This window comes from Flavobacterium sp. RSP49 (genome assembly GCF_003968735.1).
Classification (GTDB): Bacteria; Bacteroidota; Bacteroidia; order Flavobacteriales; family Flavobacteriaceae; genus Flavobacterium.
Genome location: NZ_RYDN01000005.1, coordinates 98,116 through 119,630, shown reverse-complemented (window position 1 = coordinate 119,630; position 21,515 = coordinate 98,116). Strand labels below are relative to the sequence as shown.

The following is a 21,515-nucleotide window of genomic DNA, read 5'->3' as shown; positions in this document are numbered from 1 at the left end:
CAATTCATTAGCCCCTTTTGTATTGGCACAAAGATTGACTTATCGACTCCGAGTCATTAAAACAAGTATACAATAAAATTAAATATAGTAAAAATGGGTAAAATAATCGGAATTGATTTAGGTACGACAAACTCTTGTGTTTCTGTAATGGAAGGTAATGAAGCTGTTGTTATTCCTAATGCAGAAGGAAAAAGAACAACACCATCGATCATCGCTTTTGTTGAAGGTGGAGAGATTAAAGTAGGAGATCCTGCTAAAAGACAAGCGGTAACTAATCCAACTAAGACTATTGCTTCTATCAAACGTTTCATGGGACATTCTTTCGGCGAAATTACAGCTGAAGCAAAAAGAGTTTCTTACAAAGTAGTAAAAGGAGACAACAATACACCACGTGTGGATATTGATGGCCGTTTATACTCTGCACAAGAATTGTCAGCAATGACACTTCAAAAAATGAAAAAAACAGCAGAAGACTATTTAGGTCAAACTGTTACCGAAGCAGTTATTACTGTTCCTGCTTATTTTAATGATGCACAACGTCAAGCTACGAAAGAAGCGGGTGAAATTGCAGGTCTTAAAGTAATGCGTATCATCAACGAACCTACAGCTGCAGCTCTTGCTTACGGTTTGGATAAAAAAGGTAAAGATCAAAAAATTGCCGTTTACGATTTAGGTGGTGGTACTTTTGATATTTCTGTTCTTGAATTAGGAGACGGAGTTTTTGAAGTATTGTCTACAAATGGTGATACTCACCTTGGTGGAGATGATTTTGACCACGAAATTATTGACTGGTTAGCTGCTGATTTCTTAACGGAAGAAGGGATTGACTTACGTCTTGACCCAATGTCATTGCAACGTTTGAAAGAAGCTGCTGAGAAAGCAAAAATTGAATTGTCTTCTTCTGCGGAAACTGAAATCAACTTGCCTTACGTAACCGCTACAGCTTCAGGACCAAAACACTTAGTAAAAAAATTGACAAGAGCTAAATTTGAGCAATTGACTGATTCATTAGTAAAACGTTCTATGGCACCAGTGGCTAAAGCGCTTAAAGATGCAGGTTTATCTGTTTCTGATATTGACGAAGTTATTTTGGTTGGAGGTTCTACTCGTATGCCAAGAATTGCGGAAGAAGTGGAAAAATTCTTTGGTAAAAAAGCGTCTAAAGGAGTTAACCCTGATGAAGTTGTCGCCATTGGAGCAGCGATTCAAGGAGGAGTTCTTTCTGGAGATGTAAAAGATGTATTGTTACTTGATGTTACACCTTTGTCTTTAGGTATCGAAACTATGGGTGGTGTTATGACGACTCTTATTGAGTCTAATACAACTATCCCAACTAAAAAATCTCAAGTTTTCTCCACAGCGGCAGATTCTCAACCAACAGTTGAACTACACGTTCTTCAAGGAGCAAGAGCTATGGCTGCTGATAACAAAACAATTGGTCGTTTTAACTTAGACGGTATTCCACCAGCACCAAGAGGGGTTCCACAAATTGAAGTGACTTTTGACATTGATGCTAATGGTATCATCAAAGTTTCTGCAACGGACAAAGGAACAGGAAAATCTCACGATATTCGTATCGAAGCTTCTTCTGGATTAACATCTGAAGAAATCGAAAGAATGAAACAAGATGCTGAAGCTAATGCAGAATCTGACAAAATCGCTAGATCAAGAGCTGAAAAATTGAACGAAGCAGATGGAATGATTTTTCAAACTGAAACACAATTGAAAGAACTTGGTGCTAAATTATCTGATGATAATAAAGTAGCTGTAGAATATGCATTGACTGAATTGAGAATGGCGCACCAATCTCAAGATATTCCTGCAATTCAAACGGCTCTTGACAACATCAATGCAGCATGGAAAAAAGCAACTGAAGCAATGTATGCTGAAGGAGAACAAGGTCAAGCAGCATCTAAACCAGAAGGTGAAGCTGCTCAAGGCGACAATGTTGAAGACGTTGAATTTGAAGAAGTAAAATAATTATTTAGAGATGTGATTTATTGCATCTCTATTTTTTATAACTAAAACCGTTTACCACATTGGGTAAACGGTTTTTTTATGAAATTTTTTTTCAGTACAATTACTCTGATACGGTTATCTGTCCCTTAAACATTCGCGCTATTACTACAGCATGTGGAAACGTAATGGCAGCAAGAAAAGAGAAAAACAAAGCATTGAATAATTGTTCATCTCTAAATAGTAAGTAAATCACTGTAATCCCAATTATTGAAATCAACCAATATATCCCCGCAGCCTTGCAATATTCAATAAAATTTTTAATTGAAAAGGAGCCATTTAAATATTTTATTTGGTCTATTATTGACGGAATACTGTGCCATAAGACAAAGTAGATAGCAAAACCCCAGATTAAGCTCGACGCTTTAAATAGGATTGTAAATAACACCATAAAAAAAAGTTCGAGAAGCATTTTTTTTCTCAACGCTTGTGATTTCCAAAAAATATAAATACATAAAAAAAGAAAAAGAGGTAATGCATATTTAATCAACAGTAAAAAATAGGGGATGGGGATACTTACACTTGTAATTTTCAAAATAATATTTTGAACTTGAACGGTGTGAAAATTAAAGAGAAGCAGTAAAATAATAAATCCATAGAGGAATTGGAAAGTAAAAACCAATATTTTTGGAAAGTCTTCTTTTAATTTTTGCCATTGTTGCTCACCAAAATGATAAGAACTGACAATAATAAACAATAATAAAGCAAATAGCGGAATGGTATAAAATAAAAGTACCCCTGTTAACACTACCATAACATAATATCCTAAAATCTTAAACCATGAGTTCCTTCCTTTTATTGTGTTTATGTTTTTTATCAATAGCAAATCATTAGCGCCATGGAGAATTCCAAATGAAAATATCAATAAAAATCCCAAAATAATTTGGATCTGATGAGAAAAATAAGAATCCATCCATAATCCGAAAAAGCTTGCTACAATTGCAATATTGAAATAATTTTTCATAAGCTTAATTATTGTTTAAAGATATGTAAAAAATAATAGACAAAAATAATTTTTTTTGTTGAACAATACCTATATTTACATGAACAAAAAAATAACCTAATTTTTTAACTATGACAAATTTCATGTTTATTTCAGGACTAGTCGGAAAGTTATCGCCTACGGATTATGTAGGTTTTACTTTCTTCGTAGGTTGCATGGCTATGATGGCTGCATCTGCATTTTTCTTTTTATCGCTGAGCCAGTTTGATAAAAAATGGCGTACTTCAGTGTTGGTTTCAGGTTTGATTACTTTTATTGCTGCAGTACATTATTTCTACATGAGAGATTATTGGGCAAGTTTCGGTGAGTCGCCCACTTTTTTCCGTTATGTCGACTGGGTATTGACGGTGCCATTAATGTGTTTAGAGTTTTACCTGATACTAAAAGTAGCAGGTGCAAAACAGTCTTTATTATGGAAAATGATTATCTACTCTCTTGTCATGTTAGTTACAGGATATTGGGGAGAGGTCGTTGATCCTAGTAATGCAGCAGCTTGGGGAGCAGTTTCAGGAATAGCTTATTTCTTGATTGTTTATGAAATATGGATTGGTGAGGCCGCTAAATTGGCCAAAGCTGCCGGTGGAAACACACTTGATGCACACAAAATACTATGTTGGTTCGTGCTTGTAGGATGGGCAATTTACCCATTAGGTTACATGCTAGGAACTGATGGATGGTATACGGGTATTTTTGGTAAAGGAAGCGTTGATGCAGTTTACAACATCGCGGATGCTATCAACAAAATAGGGTTTGGATTAGTAATCTACACTCTTGCTTCAAAATCACAAACAAACTAACAAAAACCTATTTTTATTTGTTCACTAAAGCCGAGCTAGAAATAGCTCGGTTTTTTTATATTGATTAAATAAAAACCCGACCTGTTTTATAAACAGGTCGGGTTTGAATTATTATTCTGTCGTCGTTATGTCCGCAGAGACGGACTGCAGTGCGTCTCTGCATTGTGCGTCCTACGGTGTACTTAGCATTGAATTCCTATTCAAGAGGGCATTAAAAAAAGGTAAAATGTTGTTACACATTGTACCTTTTACCTTTATTATTTAGGATCTAAAGCTTCTGCTATTCTGGAAATTAAATCGAGAACATGATATTTGCTCATTCGATCTGACATTCTAGAGGTAGATAACTTCAATTCATTTTGTAAACTATTCAGTTGACCTCTTGCAATAGATGGTAAATCCGTTTGCGTCAGATTGACTTTTCTGGTGGTGAAACCATAAGTGACTCCTACCGGAACAGATCTAACGCTTGCCGTACCTGGTTTTAGTAATTCAATCATCTTGTCTACATACAATTTCTGGATGTTTCTGCGGTAGATGTCAATAGAATTTTTATTTTTCAGTTCAGAGAAAATTCCTTTGTTCAAATCGGTTATTAATTCATCTACAGAATAGTTGTCTTTACTCACCGAGGAGGTTTCTAAAAGACGAACCATTCTATCTCCAGCTAACAAACTGTTTAAGGTGGCATCCTGCATTCCTTTAATCGCTTCGACACCATTTTCTGGGTTAATTTTTGAAAGAATATCTTGATTCAACAACCATTTTGGCGTGGTGAATAACTGGGTATTCAAGAAAGCTACAGCATCTTTCTGTATGCTTTTTGGTACTACTTCAAATTGATTACCAGTCATGTCATACGTTTTTGGACTATCATATATTCCACCTACATTTTTCGTTACATGTCCCATATACCTTTTAAACTGACCGGTAAGTGCACCATAAAGTTCATCCAGTTCAGTATAACTTTCGCCATCTTCTTTAGACCATTCTAGTAAATTAGGTAAAATTCTTTTTAGATTTTTAATACCATATTCAGAGGCTCTCATGGCATTGTCACCAATATCTTCCGTTTGATATCTTGGATCATAAGGACTGGTTTCTGACCCAAACCATAAACGACGGTTTTTGTAGGCTTCCTTAGTCATTTCATTCAAAAAAGCTTTCTCTTCTGCTTCCGTTTTTGTATCTTGAAAGTAAGAGTATCCCCACTTAATAGCCCATTTGTCATAGTCTCCAATTCTAGGAAATAAACTGGTCACGCCATCTTCTGGTTGTGCAACATAATTAAAACGTGCATAATCCATTATAGATGAAGTATGTCCGTTTTGCTCTTGGTAGTCTTTATCTCTTAGTTTTTCAACAGGAGTGGCAGAGCTAGCTCCCATATTGTGGCGCAAGCCTAATGTATGTCCTACCTCATGTGAAGACACAAAACGAATGAGTTCTCCCATTAACTTATCATCAAATTTCTTAGCTCTAGCAGCCGGATCGACAGCAGCAGTCTGAATCAAATACCAGTTTCTCAAAAGGCTCATGATATTGTGGTACCAACCAATGTGACTCTCTAGAATCTCACCACTTCTAGGATCATGAACATTTGGTCCATACGCGTTTTGAATTTCAGCAGCGAAATATCTTAATACTGAAAAACGAGCATCCTCTAGGCTCATAGTAGGATCGTTCTCTGGCCAATATTCTCCACGAATAGCGTTTTTCCAACCTGCATTTTCAAAAGCAATCTGCCAATCATCAATTCCTTGTTTGATGAATTTTTTCCATTTATCGGGTGTAGCTGGGTCAATATAATATACAATTGGTTTCAAAGGCTCTATCAATTCACCATTTTTTTGTTTTTGAGCATCTTCGGCAGATTTAGGCTCTAAACGCCATCTGACAGCAAATACTTTGGTGTCGGACTTTTGGGATTCTTCTTCAAAAACACCGTATTGATTTGCGAAATATCCCACACGCGCATCAAATTCTCTTTTGCGCATAGGAGTTTTTGGCAATAAAATCATAGACGTATTTATTTCTACAGTGAGTACACCAGCATCTAGAGCCGAAGGTAAATCAACTCCAATTTTTGGCGTTGGTGTTGTATTGATTTTCGGCGGTGTAGTTGTAAATGTTTTTACACTTCTTATTTCAGTATTTATAGGAAAACTACTTATTTTTGAAATAAATGATTTGTCTTTTTGAAATGTTTGAATGTTTAATAATTGTTTCTTAATTGGATCTAATGAAAAAGTTTGAACATCAGCATCAAATGTTGCAGATAAATCGAGAACATAGCCCGTTATTTTTCCAGAATCATCTTTTTTGTATGCAAGTACATCATAATTACCAATAATTGGATCTGAAGTGGAGTTTTTAACTGCTTTAGCCATTGGTTTGTCTTCATCTGGAGACATAATGACATAGGTAATTGATCTCAGCAGTATATTGTTGTTAAGTCCTTTTTCCCAACGAACGACTTGTCTGTTGATTTCTTCTCCGCCAAAAATTCCTCCCCCGGCCGGAGTCTTAGAATATCGGGTTATGGTCATTATTTCACTTCCTAATAGGGAATCAGGAATTTCAAAAAGATACTTATTGTCTATTTTATGAACATCAATTAATCCTTTTTGAGTAACGGCACTACTATCAACTACTTTTTTATAGGGTTTAGGCTCTTTTTTGGCATCAGCTGCTTTGGCGTCAACTGCTGTTACGGCATTTTTATCTGTTTTTTTCTTTTTCTTACTTTGGGCAAATGTTTCCTGGACGGAAAAAAATAGCAGACATACAATAATTAGGGTTAGTTTTTTTTTTAGCATTTAGTTAAATGTTTTAAAAAGGTTAAGGATTAGCTTTAATAAATAAGTAGGAATTTTTTCTTTTTTACAATTAAAATCCAAATCTATTGATATATTTTTAAAAACAGACCAATAATTTACAAAAAATCATATAATTAACATTTATTAAATAATAAGATTTTTTAATATCATAATATGATTTTTCTCATGAAAGGATGTGTTTTTTCGCCTTATCTTTGTTTTATAATAAATAGACCAAGAATATTTTTTTCCTTTTCAACAGCTGTAAAAGTAATGAAGAGGGATTTTTTTTAAAAGTTTTTGTAATATTATGATACAAATGACGCTGTATGAGAAAAATTAAATACAAGAAAGGCAGAAAACTACAACCCAACAATTTAGAATATACCGGGATTCATAAGGACAATAAATCGGAAATGCAATTGTTTGTTTTTGATGATTTAATGCTGACAGAGTATGAGGATTTTAAAGTTTCGGATTTTGATAAATATATTGATCTGCAAAAAAATAATTGGCTTAACCTACACGGTCTAAGTAATACTGAATATATAAAAGCTATTGGGAATTATTTCAAAATAGATACTTTCATTTTAGCTGATATTTTAAATACTACACGAAGAACTAAAGTTGAAGAATTATCAGATGTTTTGTTTTTTAACATAAAATCATTACTTCCGACAGGAAATTCAGACAATATAAGCGTAGAGCAAATTAGTTTTTTGATCAAAGATGGGGTCTTAATTTCCTTTCAGGAAAAGCGTAGTGACTTTTTTACGCATATTCGCGAACGCCTTAGGACGCATTCTGGCATTGTGAGAACCAAAAAAACTGATTATTTGTTGTACATTCTCTTAGATGCCATTATGGAAAATTTTTACATCACTTTAGAAAACGAAGAAGATAAAGTAGAGGAACTCATCAATCTTTCCAAACAAAGTGCTAACCCAATTATCTTAGAAAAAATCGAAAAACACAGGGATAATTTCAATTTTTTGAAGCGCTCCATAGTTCCGCTTAGAGATTCTTTGTACAACATAAAGAGCATCAAAGATGATAATGTATTTAATGCGATAGAAAAAGAGAATTTTAGCTTTTTTGCGCGATTGCATCAAAAAAGCCTAGAACTTTTAGAACAAATAGAATCGGATATGGGGTCATTAGAAAGTGCCTCTAATTTTTTTTTCTCGGCACAAACACATAAGATGAATGAGATTATGAAAACACTGACTATTGTTTCAGCAATCTTTATTCCGCTTACATTTATTGTAGGTGTGTATGGAATGAATTTTGAAAACTTACCGGAACTTAAATACCAATATGGCTATCATACCGTTATGGGGGCTATGTTTTTGATCGTAATAGGAATGATTATATATTTTAAAAGACGCCAGTGGTTTTAATATAAAAACGGTAGTGCAAAAAAATATTAAATAATAATAGGACCTCCAATTTGTTTTGGAATTAATACAAATATAGAAAAATGAGTAAAGCCATTTATGTAGCAACAACGGAACAAAATAGTGGGAAGTCAATTATAACTTTGGGCTTGATGAGTATATTGATTGGTAAAACTGCTAAAGTAGGTTATTTTAGGCCCATTGTTGAGGATTTTGAAGAAGGTGGATTTGACAATCACATTGAAACAGTCATGGGCCATTTTGGGTTGGATATAGAATTTGAGGATGCCTATGCCATTACAAAAAGCAAGTTAATCAAAAAGAAGAATAAGGGAAAAATAGGAGAGGTGCTGGACTTAATTATTGAAAAGTATAAAAAATTAGAAGAGCGTTTTGATTTTGTTCTAGTAGAAGGAACTGGTTTTAGTGGGGAAGGAACCGTTATTGAGTTAGACATGAATGTTCTGATTGCTAAAAATCTAGGTATCCCAACCATTATTGTAGGTTCCGGAGTAGGTAAAACATTAGAAGAACTAATAGACAGTCTTTATTTAGCCTATGATTCATTCAAGGTAAAGGATGTCGAGGTTTTAGCGGTAATAGCCAATAAAGTGCAACCTGAAAACATTGAGTTAGTGACCAATGGATTGAAAAAAAGTTTACCAGAAGGTCTTCTGGTAAATGCTATTCCATTGATTCCTAATTTGAATAATCCTACCGTTCAGGAGATTGTGAATAAGTTGGATGCCAAAGTCTTATTTGGTGCCGCCCATCTAAACAATCAAACCGGGAACTTTAGTGTAGGGGCGATGCAATTGTGTAATTATTTGTTGCATTTAAAAGAAAACAGTCTGGTGATAACTCCCGGAGACCGTGCAGATATTATTCTAGGGGCGCTGCAAGCCAATGAATCCATAAATTATCCCGCTATTTCAGGAATTGTTTTAACAGGTAATATTTTGCCAGAGATTAGTATTTTAAAATTAATAGAAGGTCTTGCCCCAGTTGTTCCAATTATTGCCGTTGAAGAAGGAACCTACTATATTACTAATAAAATTGGGGCTATCAAATCCCAAATTTATGCGGATAACAAACAGAAGATTGAAATCTCGATTACTACTTTTGCAAAATATGTGGACATAGATAATTTGGCTGAGAAGCTTATCACTTTTGAAGCCGAAGGCATGACACCAAAAATGTTTCAATATAATTTAGTCAAAAGAGCCAGAAAACATAGAAAACATATTGTGTTACCGGAAGGAAATGATGAAAGAATTATTAGGGCTGCTTCACGATTATTAGCAATGGATGTGGTCGATATTTCGATTATTGGCAACAAAAAAGAAGTAGAAAATAAAGTCGCGGAGTTGGGGCTGGACTTTGATTTTTCGAAAGTTAAAATTATTAATCCCATCGAGTCAGATCAGTATGATGATTATGTAAATACGTACTTTGAGTTGCGAAAAGCAAAAAATGTAACTCTAGGAATGGCCAAAGACTTAATGGAAGATGTTTCGTATTTTGGAACGATGATGGTGTACAAAGGACATGCGGACGGTATGGTTTCCGGTGCAGCACATACTACGCAGCACACTATTTTGCCTGCTTTGCAATTCATTAAAACAAAACCCAATTGTTCTGTAGTTTCATCGATATTTTTTATGTGCCTAGAGGATAGAGTTTCTGTTTTTGGGGATTGTGCCATTAATCCAAATCCTACAGCGGAGCAACTTGCCGAAATAGCCATCTCATCCGCTGATTCGAGTTTGGCTTTCGGAATTGAACCCAAAATTGCCATGCTTTCCTATTCTTCCGGCTTCTCCGGCAAAGGAAATGAGGTTGATAAAGTGCGAACGGCTACAGAAATTGTGAGAAAGAAACGTCCCGATTTAAAAATTGAAGGACCCATTCAATATGATGCTGCAGTTGACATGAGTGTGGGACAAAGCAAAATGCCAAACTCAGAAGTGGCAGGACAAGCGAGTGTTTTGATTTTTCCGGATTTAAATACAGGCAATAATACTTACAAGGCAGTACAAAGAGAGACTGGCGCGTTGGCAATTGGCCCCATGTTACAGGGTTTGAACAAGCCTGTTAATGATTTAAGCCGCGGTTGTACCGTTGATGATATTATAAATACCGTAGTGATTACAGCCATTCAAGCGCAAGGATTGTAAAAAAGGTAAAGGTTTAATCGTTTAATTGATTAACGGTTTAAAAGTAAAAAAACAGAAAATATATTTATAACTTAGTGCTACCTAGTCTCTCTTTTATATAGAGTCCCGAAACTTTGGGATGGGAGAAGAAAAACAATAAATAATGAAAATAGTAATTATAAACGCCGGAAGTTCCTCAATAAAATACCAATTAATCACAATACCGGAAAATGAAGTGATTTGTTCGGGAATGATTGACAGAATAGGACTGGAAACTTCGAATCTAACTTACGTAACCAAAGCGACTAAATTAGAAGAGACTTTAGCTATTGCTAACCATAAAATTGGGTTGGAAAAAATCGCTAAATTATTGATGGATGAAAAAGTTGGAGTGATTAAAAGTACGGATGAAATAGAAGCTGTCGGGCATCGTGTGGTGCATGGTGGAAGCGCTTTTTCGAATACGGTAATCATTACCAATGAGGTAAAAGATAAAATCAGACAGCTTTTTGATTTAGCACCCTTGCACAATCCTGCCAATTTAGAAGGGATAAATGTTGCCGAAGCAATTTTTAACTCGGCCCAACAAGTAGCTGTTTTTGATACTGCATTTCATCAAACTATTCCTGTTGTGGCACACAAATACGCGGTGCCCAATTATCTTTTGACAGAAAATAAAATTCGTGTGTATGGTTTTCACGGAACAAGCCACAAATATGTTTCAGAACAAGCGATTGGTTATTTACAGCAAAATTTTAAGAATAAAGGGACTAAAATCATAACAATACATTTAGGAAACGGTTGCAGTATGACTGCTATAAAAGACGGAAAAAGTATCGATCATACGTTAGGATTTGCTCCAATGAATGGTTTGATCATGGGAACTCGAAGTGGTGATATTGATCAATCAGTGATTTTTTACCTGGTAAATTCTTTGGGGTATTCGTTTGAAACCGTGAACGATATGTTACAAAAACAAAGCGGAATGCTTGGGCTTACGGGATACAGTGATTTAAGAGATATTGAAGCAAATGCAGAAGCGGGAAATGCAGATTGTCAGTTGGCACTGGCCATGAACGCCTACCGAATAAAAAAATATATTGGCTCTTACACGGCAGTTTTAAATGGATTGGATGCCATTGTTTTTACGGCGGGAATTGGAGAAAATTCTTCGTACATCAGAAAGTTAGTATGTACGGAGATGGAATATTTTGGAATTGAACTGGATCAAGGTAAAAATGAAGTTCGTTCAAAAAAAATTCGAGAAATCAATAAACCGGAATCAAAAACTAAAATATTGATCGTACCAACGAACGAGGAAATCGAAATTGCCAATCAGGTATTTGAATTATTAAAAAATTAAGAAAATTCTCTGTTCTAAAAAAAGCGTCTGTATTCAGACGTTTTTTTTATGCCTTTTATTTAAGAAATCTATCTATATTTGGAGATAAAAAATGCCGCGTTTTGAAAGTAAAAATTACAATAATAATCCTTTTATCTTTTATTTCATCCCAACTTTTTGCTCAGGAGCTACTTCCTTTTGTGGAAAATTATAACAAATCAGATTATAAAGGCGACAACCAGATTTGGAATGTAGCCCAGGGAAATGATGACGCAATGTACTTTGCTAATAATTATTATTTGTTGCGATATGATGGTGTAAAATGGGAGAAATACACACTGCCCAACAAAACGATTATCCGTTCGATACTTGTGGATGGCGACAGGATTTATTCGGGTTCTTATAAAGAATTTGGGTATTGGTACAGAAAAAATGGAAAAATGTTGTACGTCTCCCTTTCTGATAAAACGAAGGTTTTTGAAGATAGTGATAATGAAGAAATTTGGAAGATATTTAAGTTCAATGGAAAAATTCACTTTCAATCATTCAATGGGATTTTTTTGTTTGATGGAAAAGCAATCAAGAAGGAAAAGTTTTCTTTTTTGATTTCTTATTGTTTCGTAGTTGACGATCAGTTGCTCGTTGCTTCAGTAAAAAATGGAATCTATAAAATGAATAATTCCACTTTTGAAAAAATTCAAAGATGGTCCATATTAGAAAATAATGTGATTCATGCTGTAGAAAAGTTCCAAAACAAAACCTATATTTTTACAAAAAAAAATGGAGTTTACATTGATGAAAAAGGTGTTTTGAGTCCTTGGAAAAATCCTTTAAACGCTATTTTGAAAACGGCTAATATCAATGCAGCGGCGTTTATAAAAAATAATAAATTAGTTATTGGAACTGCCAGCAAAGGGTTGTATCTGTTTGATTTAAAAACCAATTCCTATAAAAACATTAATAGAAATAATGTATTGATGAACAACTCGATTTTGAGCATGGGGTTGGACAAAGAAAATGATTTATGGCTTGGCTTGGATAATGGAATTGCCCATGTTGAAGTCAATTCTCCCATCTCAATTTTTTATGATAATTCTGGGATTTTAGGTTCGGTGTATTCAGTTGCAAGTACTACCAAAGGCTATTTAATGGCTTCCAATCACGGGGTTTTTAAATATGAGGATAAGGAACTCTCTTTGATTCCAACTACACAAGGGCAAGCTTGGAACATCAGTAAAATAAACAATAAATTTCTTATAGGACATAATGAAGGTACTTTTGTTTACAAGGACGGAAGCATCTCTAAATTAAATACGGTAAATGGCGGTTGGAATTTAGTAAAAAGTGGCATCAACAATTCCTATTTGCAAGCTACTTACAGCGGTATTATTATTTACAACGACAAGAATGATTTAAATCAGAAAAAAGTTATAAAAGGTCTTTTGAAGCCTATAAAATATGTAGCTCAAAATCGAAAAAATGAAATATGGGCTGCAGATAATTATAGAGGCTTGTATTTGATCAAATACAATGATGCCTATGAAACACAGGTCGAAAACATTACCCAGCACAGTAAGATTGAGAATGATTTTGGCGTGAAAATATTTGAATTCCGAAATGAAATTCTTTTTCTGATAAATAAGTTTTGGTACACTTATAATTCAATCACGAACCAACTCGAGAAAAATAAATTATTTAATTCTAATTTCAAAAATATATCCAATATTGCCGCTATTGACGAAAATCAATTCATAGTACTTCAGAGTGGTCTTTTGTATCATATTTATGCCAATGCAAATAAATTTGTTTGGAATGTTATTCAGGAAAAATATTACTCAGGTAAGATTATCAATGACAATTTGAAAATTTTTAAAAACAACGAAAGTTATTTATTAAATCTTGACGATGGTTTTATTTCACTTCAGTTACAACAAGAAAAAAAACAAAATACGAATATAAAAATAGAAGCTTTTACTGAAGATAGTTTGATTGAGGATAAATCAAGTATAAAGTACAATTCAGAGTTGAAGATATATGTAATATCTGGAAAATTTGGAGCAGCAAAGCCAAATTTATTTTATAAAACCACTAACACGTCTCATTTTATACCCATCAAGCAAGGATTGATTGTTTTGAATAACCTTAGCAGTGGCGCTCATAGCGTTACTATTTACGGAAATGATGGGCTGAATTACACTACAATTTCTAATTTTCAATTCATTGTGGCTAAGCCTTGGTATTTTTCTTTTTGGATGATCTCGTTGTATCTTTTTGTGATAAGCACAATATTATACCTATATTATAAGTGGAATAAAATACGATATGTTCAAAAATTAAAGTTTCGTGATGAGGAGTTAAAACATCAAAATAAAATTTTGGAAATGGAATTAAAAGCCCAAAACAAGTTGAATATTCAAGAATATGAAAAGCACATTTTGGAACTCGAATTGCAAACAAAGTCATCTGAGGTTGCCGGTAAGTCTCTTTCCATAGCAAAACAAAGTGAAATGATAGAACGTATTCAAGGCATTTTAGACTCTGAATTGGACTTTAATAAACTAAAAAGTGACATCAAAAAAGTGATAAAAATAAATGCCTTGAATAAACATGAATGGGAGACTTTTGAGACCAACCTAAATCAGATTCACAATGAATTTATTGTCAAGCTAGCAAAGAAATATCCCAACCTTACCTCTAAGGATATTAAACTTTGTATTTACTTAAAAATGAATCTTTCTTCTAAAGAAATTGCTCCAATGATGAACATTTCATTTAGAGGAGTTGAGTTGCAACGGTATCGCCTTAGAAAAAAATTAACTCTTACTCAGGATGAAAACCTTTCTAAATTTTTGTTAAACATATAAATACCTTCTTTTTTTTATAGATACTGTAGTTAATGTGTTGTATTTTTTTGAAATTACAATACATCATTATTACATCATGGATATCTATTGCAATACCCGTTTTCTTTATTAACGACTTCCAATCATTGATTTGTTTTGCTATTTTTATTTTTTGATGTATTTATGTAGTAACTCTGTTCTGTTCACTATAACGTTGTAATTATCTACTTTAGCTTTAGCAATATATTAACAAATTAATACTATATGAGAAATTTTATTTTGGGCTTTTTAGCACTCATTCTACTTCCGGCATATATGTCTGGTCAAGTAATTAAAGGAAAGGTATCAGATAAAAATGGCATAGGAATTCCGGGCGCCATTATAGTGGCTGTTGATTCAAAAACGAATACAACTACTGACTTTGATGGGAATTTTGAAATTAGGGCAGCAGAAGGTGAAATTTTACAAATGTCGATGTTAGGTTTTGAATCAACGTCGTTAGCTGCGTCGTTAAACCGTATGGCTGTTGTTCTGCAAGAAGATCAAGACACTCAATTAGATGAAGTGGTTGTTATTGGGTACGGAACCCGTAAAATAATTGATAATACGTCCTCTATTACTTCATTGAAAGCGGAAGAAATTTCTAAAACTAAAGTCTTGAATGCTTCGCAAGCCATACAAGGTAAAGCTGCGGGAGTTCAAGTCATTTCTTCGGATGTACCGGGTAGTTCACCTACGGTAGTCATTAGAGGTTTAGGAACGGCAATTGGGGGGCGAACTCCTTTATTTGTTGTAGATGGGATGCCTACAGATAACATTAATAACATCAATACTAATGATATTACTTCTTATGAGATCTTGAAAGATGCTTCTTCTCTTGCTATTTATGGCACCAGAGCGGCCAATGGAGTTATCATTATTACCACCAAAAAAGGGAAAGGTGATAAAGTTTTAGTAGAATTTGAAACTTTTGTAGGTTTTAGACAGCCTTTGAAAAAAGTGAAAATGGCAGGAAGTAACAAGTTTTCGCATTATTCGAATTCCGCTTTGCAAACTACTACTTTCTCGCAAGATCAACCGGTAAATACAGATTGGTTTGATGCTATTACCAGAACAGGAATGTATACTCAAAATAACGTTTCGGTTTCCGGGTCAACAGAAAAGATCAAATATTTTTTCAGTATTGGAAACTATGAAGAAAAAGGTATTCTTAACGGATTAGATTATGGTCGTACCACCTTTAGAAATAATAATGAGTATAAGATTTCTGATAAGATAACCTTAAGTCAGAACTTTAGTTTTGGTTCGACTAATTCAACTCCCAAACCTTTGGGCGCTTTTACCACCGCTTATAAACAATCACCAATTGTTCCTGTTTTTTTTCCTGATGGTCAATATGGGGTTCCTCTAGTAGGCGCAAATGGTTTTGCAGGTACTTCTGGTAATTTATTTAACAATGTGGGCAATCCGGTAGCGCAATTGGACTTTTTTGATGAAGAGCAAAGGAGTTTGACTTTGCAGGGTGGTTTGAAATTAGATTATGAAATTTTAGAGTCTTTGAACTTTACTTCCCAATTTAATGGGGAATACTATTCTTGGAAAAATTATAACTTTTCTGATTCACGAGGAATCTGGATGGCGCGCAACCCAAATACAAGTGCTGCGGATTATGAAGCAGCTAATGAGGGAGTTCCTTTAAATTTATTGACAAAAGGGAGATCCCAATATTTCAATTGGAATTTAACGAATTACTTTACCTATAAGAAAGTTCTTGGGGAAATTCATGATGTGGAACTTACCGGAGGAATTGAAACTTCCATTAGAGGGTCTAGAGAAACATTGACTGTTACCAGAAAAAATGTAAATGCAGATGCTAATTATTGGGCTTTAAACGGAGTTGATTACTCCGCCGATATAATGAACTATACTGATGCAGTGTCTAATGAAAGTAAATTAGCTTCTTATTTTGGTCGTTTCCAATATAAATTAATGGATCGTTACTTAATTACGGGAACGCTAAGACGCGATGGTTCTTCTAATTTTGGGAAAAACTACCGTTGGGGAACCTTTCCTGCCTTTGGTTTAGGTTGGATTATCACCAACGAAGGTTTTATGGCGGATGTCAAAGGAGTTAATTTATTGAAATTAAGAGGTGGTTGGGGTAAACTGGGGAACCAAAACGTACCGCTTAACAATCAAGCGTTTTCTTCAGGATTGAGCTATCCTTTAGGAGGTTCCATATTGTTAAGTGAAGGAACTACGATTAATTCTCAGATTGATCCTAGCTTATCCTGGGAAATTACCGAGGAAGCTTCTGCAGGTATCGATTTTGAATTCTTGAATAGCAGATTAAAAGGTTCTTTTGATGTGTATGACAAAACCACAACAAATGTTATTTTATATACAAGACCTTATATTACCTCTGGAATAAGTAATGATTCTCCTGCACATGTGGGTGAAGTGTCAAACAAAGGATATGAAATTGCTTTGCGTTGGGATGATCAATTAGTTGATAATTTGAGTTATTGGGTTGGAGGTAATTTTTCAAATAACCAAAATGAACTTTCAGGGCTAAAAGATGTTAGGTTACCACAACGTCTTGGTGGAAGCTTAGGAAACGGACAAAACACAAAAGTATTAGACAATAGTTCTGTTGGTCAACCATTAGGTAGTTTCTTTATGTACGAATACGCGGGTTTTGATCCTACAAATGGAGCTATGTTGTATTACAATACAGCAGGCGAAAAAGTGAGTCAAGGAACCTTGAATGATGCAGATAAAAAATATGTAGGATCTGTTTTACCCACTTCAACGTATGGAGTTACTTTAGGACTGAACTATAAAAACTTTGACTTCTCCGTTGATGGGTACGGAACTTCAGGAGCTAAAGTGTACAATGGTAAAAAAGCACAACGTTTTGGAAACGAAAACATCGAAGAGTCTCTAGCTACTGATTTCTGGACCATAAACAATACAACAGCTTCTAATCCAGCAGCATTCAATCAAGTTCCGGTAGCTTCTACTTATTATTTAGAATCAGGTGACTTTTTTAGAATCAACAATATTACTTTAGGATATAAAATTCCGTTAAAAGGAGATTTTATAAACTCTTGCAGAATATATGTTAATGCGATCAATCCATTAATTACACAAAAATTCTCTGGTTTTTCACCTGAATTGAATGGAAATGGTGATCCTTATGGAAGTCAGGGAATCGAGCTAGATGCTTATCCTACTTTGAGATCATTTGTAATTGGTGCTAATTTAAAATTTTAAGAGTATGAAAAAAATATATATCTCCGTTTTTGTTCTATCCGCTTGCTTTATTTCAGGATGTTCAGATGAGTATTTAGACGTAGATCAAACCGAATCTATTTCTACCAAAGATGTTGCATTATTAAACAATGATGCCGGTGCAGCAACTTTTGTTACTGCAATTTATAATAAGTTTTTAGATTGGAATATGTCTTCCTTTTCTTGGAATGGGGTTTCTAGTATTGCTTCTGATGATGCCGATAAAGGATCATCACCAAGTGACACAGGTTCTGATAAAGACTTATTAGATGCCTTGACCTATAATCCATCAAGTCCTTCGACCACTGAAATTTTTGCAGCCAATTACGAAGGGATCAACAGATGCAACCAAGCATTAAATATTATTCCTCAATTAGATCAGGCTAATGCTGCTTTGCGTAGTAGATTAATTGGCGAAGCTAAGTTTTTGCGTGCTTTCATGTATTTTACTTTGGTCAAAACCTATGGTGGTGTTCCCATTGTAGATCGTTTGCCAAATCCTTCTTCTGATGAAGATCGAATTATGCAATTAACGCGTAAATCAACTGCAGAAGTCTATGCATTTATTGAAAATGATTTAATTGACGCGATTGCAGCGTTACCAAATAAAGCTGCTTACAACGCTTCCGAAAAAGGAAGAGCTTCTCAAGGAGCTGCTTATGCCTTGTTAGCCAAAGTAAATTTGTACCAAAAAAATTGGCAAAAAGTGATTGACAATTGCAATTTAGTTACCGGATATTCTCTTGTTTCGGATTATGCATCTATGTTTAGATTAGCTGGAGAAAATGATGCCGAATCTATATTTGAAATTCAAGGTGTAGGAGGATCTCTTCCTGCTCAAGGAATCAAACAATATTCGCAAACTCAAGGTGCTCGTGGTACCGAAGGTTGGGGTTGGGGTTTCAATACGCCTTCTCAAAGTTTATTAAATGCTTATGAAGCGAATGATGTCAGAAAAAATGCAACAATTATGTTTAGAGGCGCAACTTTATACGATGGAAGAAAAGTTCCCGCCGATGCTGATAATCCAATGTATAATTACAAAGCCTATTCTTCCGCTTATTCTGGTCAGGATAATTCAGATACCAATATCAAGTATTTGCGTTATGCTGAAGTGATCTTAATGAAAGCAGAAGCGCTGAACGAATTAAATCAAACTTCTGAAGCAATTGTTTTATTGAACCAAATAAGAACTAGAGCCGGATTAGCCAATACAACATTCTCCTCACAAGCGGATATAAAAATTGCAATTTGGAAAGAAAGAAGAGTCGAAATGGCTTTTGAACACGACAGATTTTTTGATTTAGTTCGAACAGGATCTGCTCGCGCTGTAGCTGCTTTTGCTGTTCATGGCAAAACATTTGTAGCAGGAAAACATGAAGTGTTTCCTTTACCACAAAACTTTATTAGCGAAGCGTCTGGATTGTCAACTCAAAATCCTGGATATTAATTCTTAAAACAGTAAAAATGAAAAAAAATAAATATATTTTCTTGTTCGCCTCTGTTCTGGTTTCCTCATTTTTTGTGAGCTGCAATGAAGACAGTATCGACACCGTAAACAGTCCAATTGCTTATGAAGCAATTGGAGGTTACGAAAGCTCAGATGAAATCGCTGCAGGTAATTTAATAACTAAATTCAGCTTTGAGAATACTATTTCAGATTCAAAAAATGGAATAACTGGTGGAGTTGGAACAAATGTGACTTATGGAAACGGAATCAAAGGTTTGGCTTACAAAGGATCTGCAAGTTCTTTTATAGCCTACAGCACAGTACCAAGCGTTTTAGTTGATGTAAAAAGTATTAGTGTTTCTATGTGGATTAATACAAATCCACACACAGGAGGAGCGCAATCTTTATATACATTACCAAAAACATCAGATTTCTGGGGAAACATTTTTACTTTAGTTGAAGGAACAGGCCCTGCTGCAACTATGTTATTAAAAAATCATATTCAAAAAGATGTGACTCCAAGCATTGCATGGTCAGGCCAGTTTATGGAACATTCAGGAGATAATCTTTTGAAGAATATGTATGGGACCTGGAAACATTTGGTATGGACATACAATGGGGCCAGTTCTACTTACAGCATGTATATTGACGGAAAAAAGCTTGTTTTGCCTGCATCACTATCTAAGCGATATGCAAGTGATCCTCTTACTGGGGGGCTTGGATATGGAACCTTAGCTAATTCGAATGTTTCAAAGTTCATTATTGGTGGATTCCAGCAACATTTAGGTGCTCCATGGAACGCTCCGGATGGTTGGATGTTGAATTATACAGGTATGATGGATGAGTTTAGAATTTATAACGCAGCTCTTTCTGACAATGAAGTTGTTGCTTTATATAAATTAGAAAAAGACAACAGATAAAAGATTGGAAACCCCTAGATTTCTTAAACTAGGAGTTTATCTTAAAACTATTAATCCTATTATTTTTATTAAAATGAAGATTTCTCTGAGTATACTATTTTGTATTAGTTTTTTTATTTCTTGTTCTTCCTCAACTCCGGAGAGTAACGGAGGTACTGGAACTCCATTGCCAACAAATCCTGTTACTCCAACAGTTCCTTTGACGGATATTGAGGTTCTGGATCAGGTTCAAAAAGATGCCATCAAGTATTTTTGGGAGTATGCAGAACCTAATTCTAAACTGGCAAGAGAACGGTATTATACCAATGATCCTGGTTTTGAAGCTAATATTGTCACCACGGGAGGTTCCGGTTTTGGGTTGATGTCAATAATAGTAGGTATTGAACGCGGTTTTGTAAATCGGTCAGAAGCAGTTTCACGTCTTACAACTGCCATGAATTTTCTCGAAAAAGCAGAACGGTTTCACGGTGCTTGGCCCCATTGGATGGATGGTTCAACCGGAAAAGTAATTCCCTTTGGAATAAAAGATAATGGAGGTGATTTAGTAGAGACATCGTTCCTGTGCCAAGGATTATTAAGCATCAGAGAATATTTTAAAAATGGTTCTGCCTCAGAAAAAGAATTAGCTGCAAAAGCCGATGCACTTTGGAAAGGAGTAGAGTGGGATTGGTATACCAAAGGAGAAAACGCCCTTTACTGGCATTGGTCTCCGCAATACGGTTGGGAAATGAATTTTAAATTAGAAGGATACAACGAATGTTTGATTACCTATGTTTTGGGTGCCGCTTCGCCTACGCATCCTATTTCGGCACAGGCCTATCATCAGGCTTGGGCCAGAAATGGAGCCATTACAAATGGAGGATCACAATATGGAATTCCTGTGATTTTCAATTATAATGGAGCTTCAGGAAATGTAGGGCCTTTGTTCTGGGCGCAATATTCTTATTTAGGATTAGATCCCACTACATTGAAAGATCAATATGCCGATTATTGGGCATTGACCCAAAATCATTCTAAAATCATCAATCAATATTGCATTGCTAATCCACGCCAATGGAAAGGATATTCAGATAAATGTTGGGGATTAACGGCTAGTTATTCCCGTAACACTGATGGTTCTACAGGATATTCAGCACACCAGCCTAACAATGATTTGGGGGTAATTACGCCTACGGCTGCACTGTCTTCATTTCCTTTTACACCAGTAGAGTCCATGAAGTTTCTTCATTATTTATATGATGAAAAAAGAACAGAATATATTGGAATTGCAGGGCCTTATGATGCCTTTTCACCGCATTATAACTGGGTAACACCACGATATTTAGCTATTGATCAAGGTACAATTGCACCTATGATTGAAAATCACCGTTCCGGTTTATTATGGAAATTATTTATGAACGCTCCGGAAATTAAACCAGGTTTGACAAAATTGGGTTTTAATTCTACAAAATATAATTTTTAAAGAATGATGAAAGGTC

12 protein-coding genes are annotated in these 21,515 nt (G+C 34.9%); 10 read left to right on the top strand and 2 right to left on the bottom strand.

What is annotated here, in order from left to right:
• Window positions 1–93 precede the first annotated feature (93 nt).
• Window positions 94–1,980 (top strand): molecular chaperone DnaK, encoded by a 1,887-nt coding sequence (dnaK, locus tag EKM02_RS04560; protein WP_126452530.1) that lies wholly within the window; start codon window positions 94–96, stop codon window positions 1,978–1,980.
• Between the two features lie 100 nt (window positions 1,981–2,080).
• Here dnaK and EKM02_RS04555 read toward each other — a convergent pair whose 3' ends face one another.
• Complete coding sequence (locus EKM02_RS04555) at window positions 2,081–2,980, bottom strand: Brp/Blh family beta-carotene 15,15'-dioxygenase (RefSeq protein ID WP_126452528.1); 900 nt, start codon at window positions 2,978–2,980, stop codon at window positions 2,081–2,083.
• A gap of 110 nt (window positions 2,981–3,090) precedes the next feature.
• On the opposite strand from EKM02_RS04555, the gene EKM02_RS04550 reads away from it, so the two are divergent.
• Window positions 3,091–3,816 carry a bacteriorhodopsin-like gene (locus EKM02_RS04550; RefSeq protein ID WP_126452526.1) on the top strand — a complete coding sequence of 242 codons (726 nt, stop codon included), beginning with the start codon at window positions 3,091–3,093 and terminating at the stop codon, window positions 3,814–3,816.
• A gap of 257 nt (window positions 3,817–4,073) precedes the next feature.
• Here EKM02_RS04550 and EKM02_RS04545 read toward each other — a convergent pair whose 3' ends face one another.
• A complete protein-coding gene (locus EKM02_RS04545; protein WP_126452524.1) occupies window positions 4,074–6,635 on the bottom strand; it encodes a zinc-dependent metalloprotease in 2,562 nt (853 codons plus the stop codon).
• Between the two features lie 329 nt (window positions 6,636–6,964).
• Here EKM02_RS04545 and corA point away from each other — a divergent pair, with 329 nt between their 5' ends.
• The 8 genes from corA to EKM02_RS04505 all read left to right on the top strand — a co-directional run bounded on the left by corA (window position 6,965) and on the right by EKM02_RS04505 (window position 21,499).
• A complete protein-coding gene (gene corA / locus EKM02_RS04540; protein ID WP_126452522.1) occupies window positions 6,965–8,035 on the top strand; it encodes a magnesium/cobalt transporter CorA in 1,071 nt (356 codons plus the stop codon).
• Window positions 8,036–8,115: 80 nt separating this feature from the next.
• Window positions 8,116–10,209 carry a phosphate acetyltransferase gene (pta, locus tag EKM02_RS04535; protein WP_126452520.1) on the top strand — a complete coding sequence of 698 codons (2,094 nt, stop codon included), beginning with the start codon at window positions 8,116–8,118 and terminating at the stop codon, window positions 10,207–10,209.
• A gap of 142 nt (window positions 10,210–10,351) precedes the next feature.
• Window positions 10,352–11,551 carry an acetate/propionate family kinase gene (locus EKM02_RS04530; protein WP_126452518.1) on the top strand — a complete coding sequence of 400 codons (1,200 nt, stop codon included), beginning with the start codon at window positions 10,352–10,354 and terminating at the stop codon, window positions 11,549–11,551.
• 101 nt (window positions 11,552–11,652) lie between these two features.
• Entirely contained in the window at window positions 11,653–14,394 is a 2,742-nt protein-coding gene (locus EKM02_RS04525) for a histidine kinase (RefSeq protein ID WP_126452516.1), read from the top strand.
• 243 nt (window positions 14,395–14,637) lie between these two features.
• Window positions 14,638–17,649, top strand: a complete 3,012-nt coding sequence (locus EKM02_RS04520; protein WP_126452514.1) for a SusC/RagA family TonB-linked outer membrane protein — start codon at window positions 14,638–14,640, stop codon at window positions 17,647–17,649.
• A gap of 4 nt (window positions 17,650–17,653) precedes the next feature.
• Window positions 17,654–19,117, top strand: coding sequence for a RagB/SusD family nutrient uptake outer membrane protein (locus EKM02_RS04515; RefSeq protein ID WP_126452512.1), 1,464 nt, complete (start codon window positions 17,654–17,656; stop codon window positions 19,115–19,117).
• 17 nt (window positions 19,118–19,134) lie between these two features.
• The gene (locus tag EKM02_RS04510; protein WP_126452510.1) at window positions 19,135–20,037 is read left to right on the top strand and encodes a LamG-like jellyroll fold domain-containing protein; all 903 of its coding nucleotides are present in this window, start codon (window positions 19,135–19,137) and stop codon (window positions 20,035–20,037) included.
• Between the two features lie 73 nt (window positions 20,038–20,110).
• Window positions 20,111–21,499 carry a glucoamylase family protein gene (locus EKM02_RS04505; RefSeq protein WP_126452508.1) on the top strand — a complete coding sequence of 463 codons (1,389 nt, stop codon included), beginning with the start codon at window positions 20,111–20,113 and terminating at the stop codon, window positions 21,497–21,499.
• Window positions 21,500–21,515 lie beyond the last annotated feature (16 nt).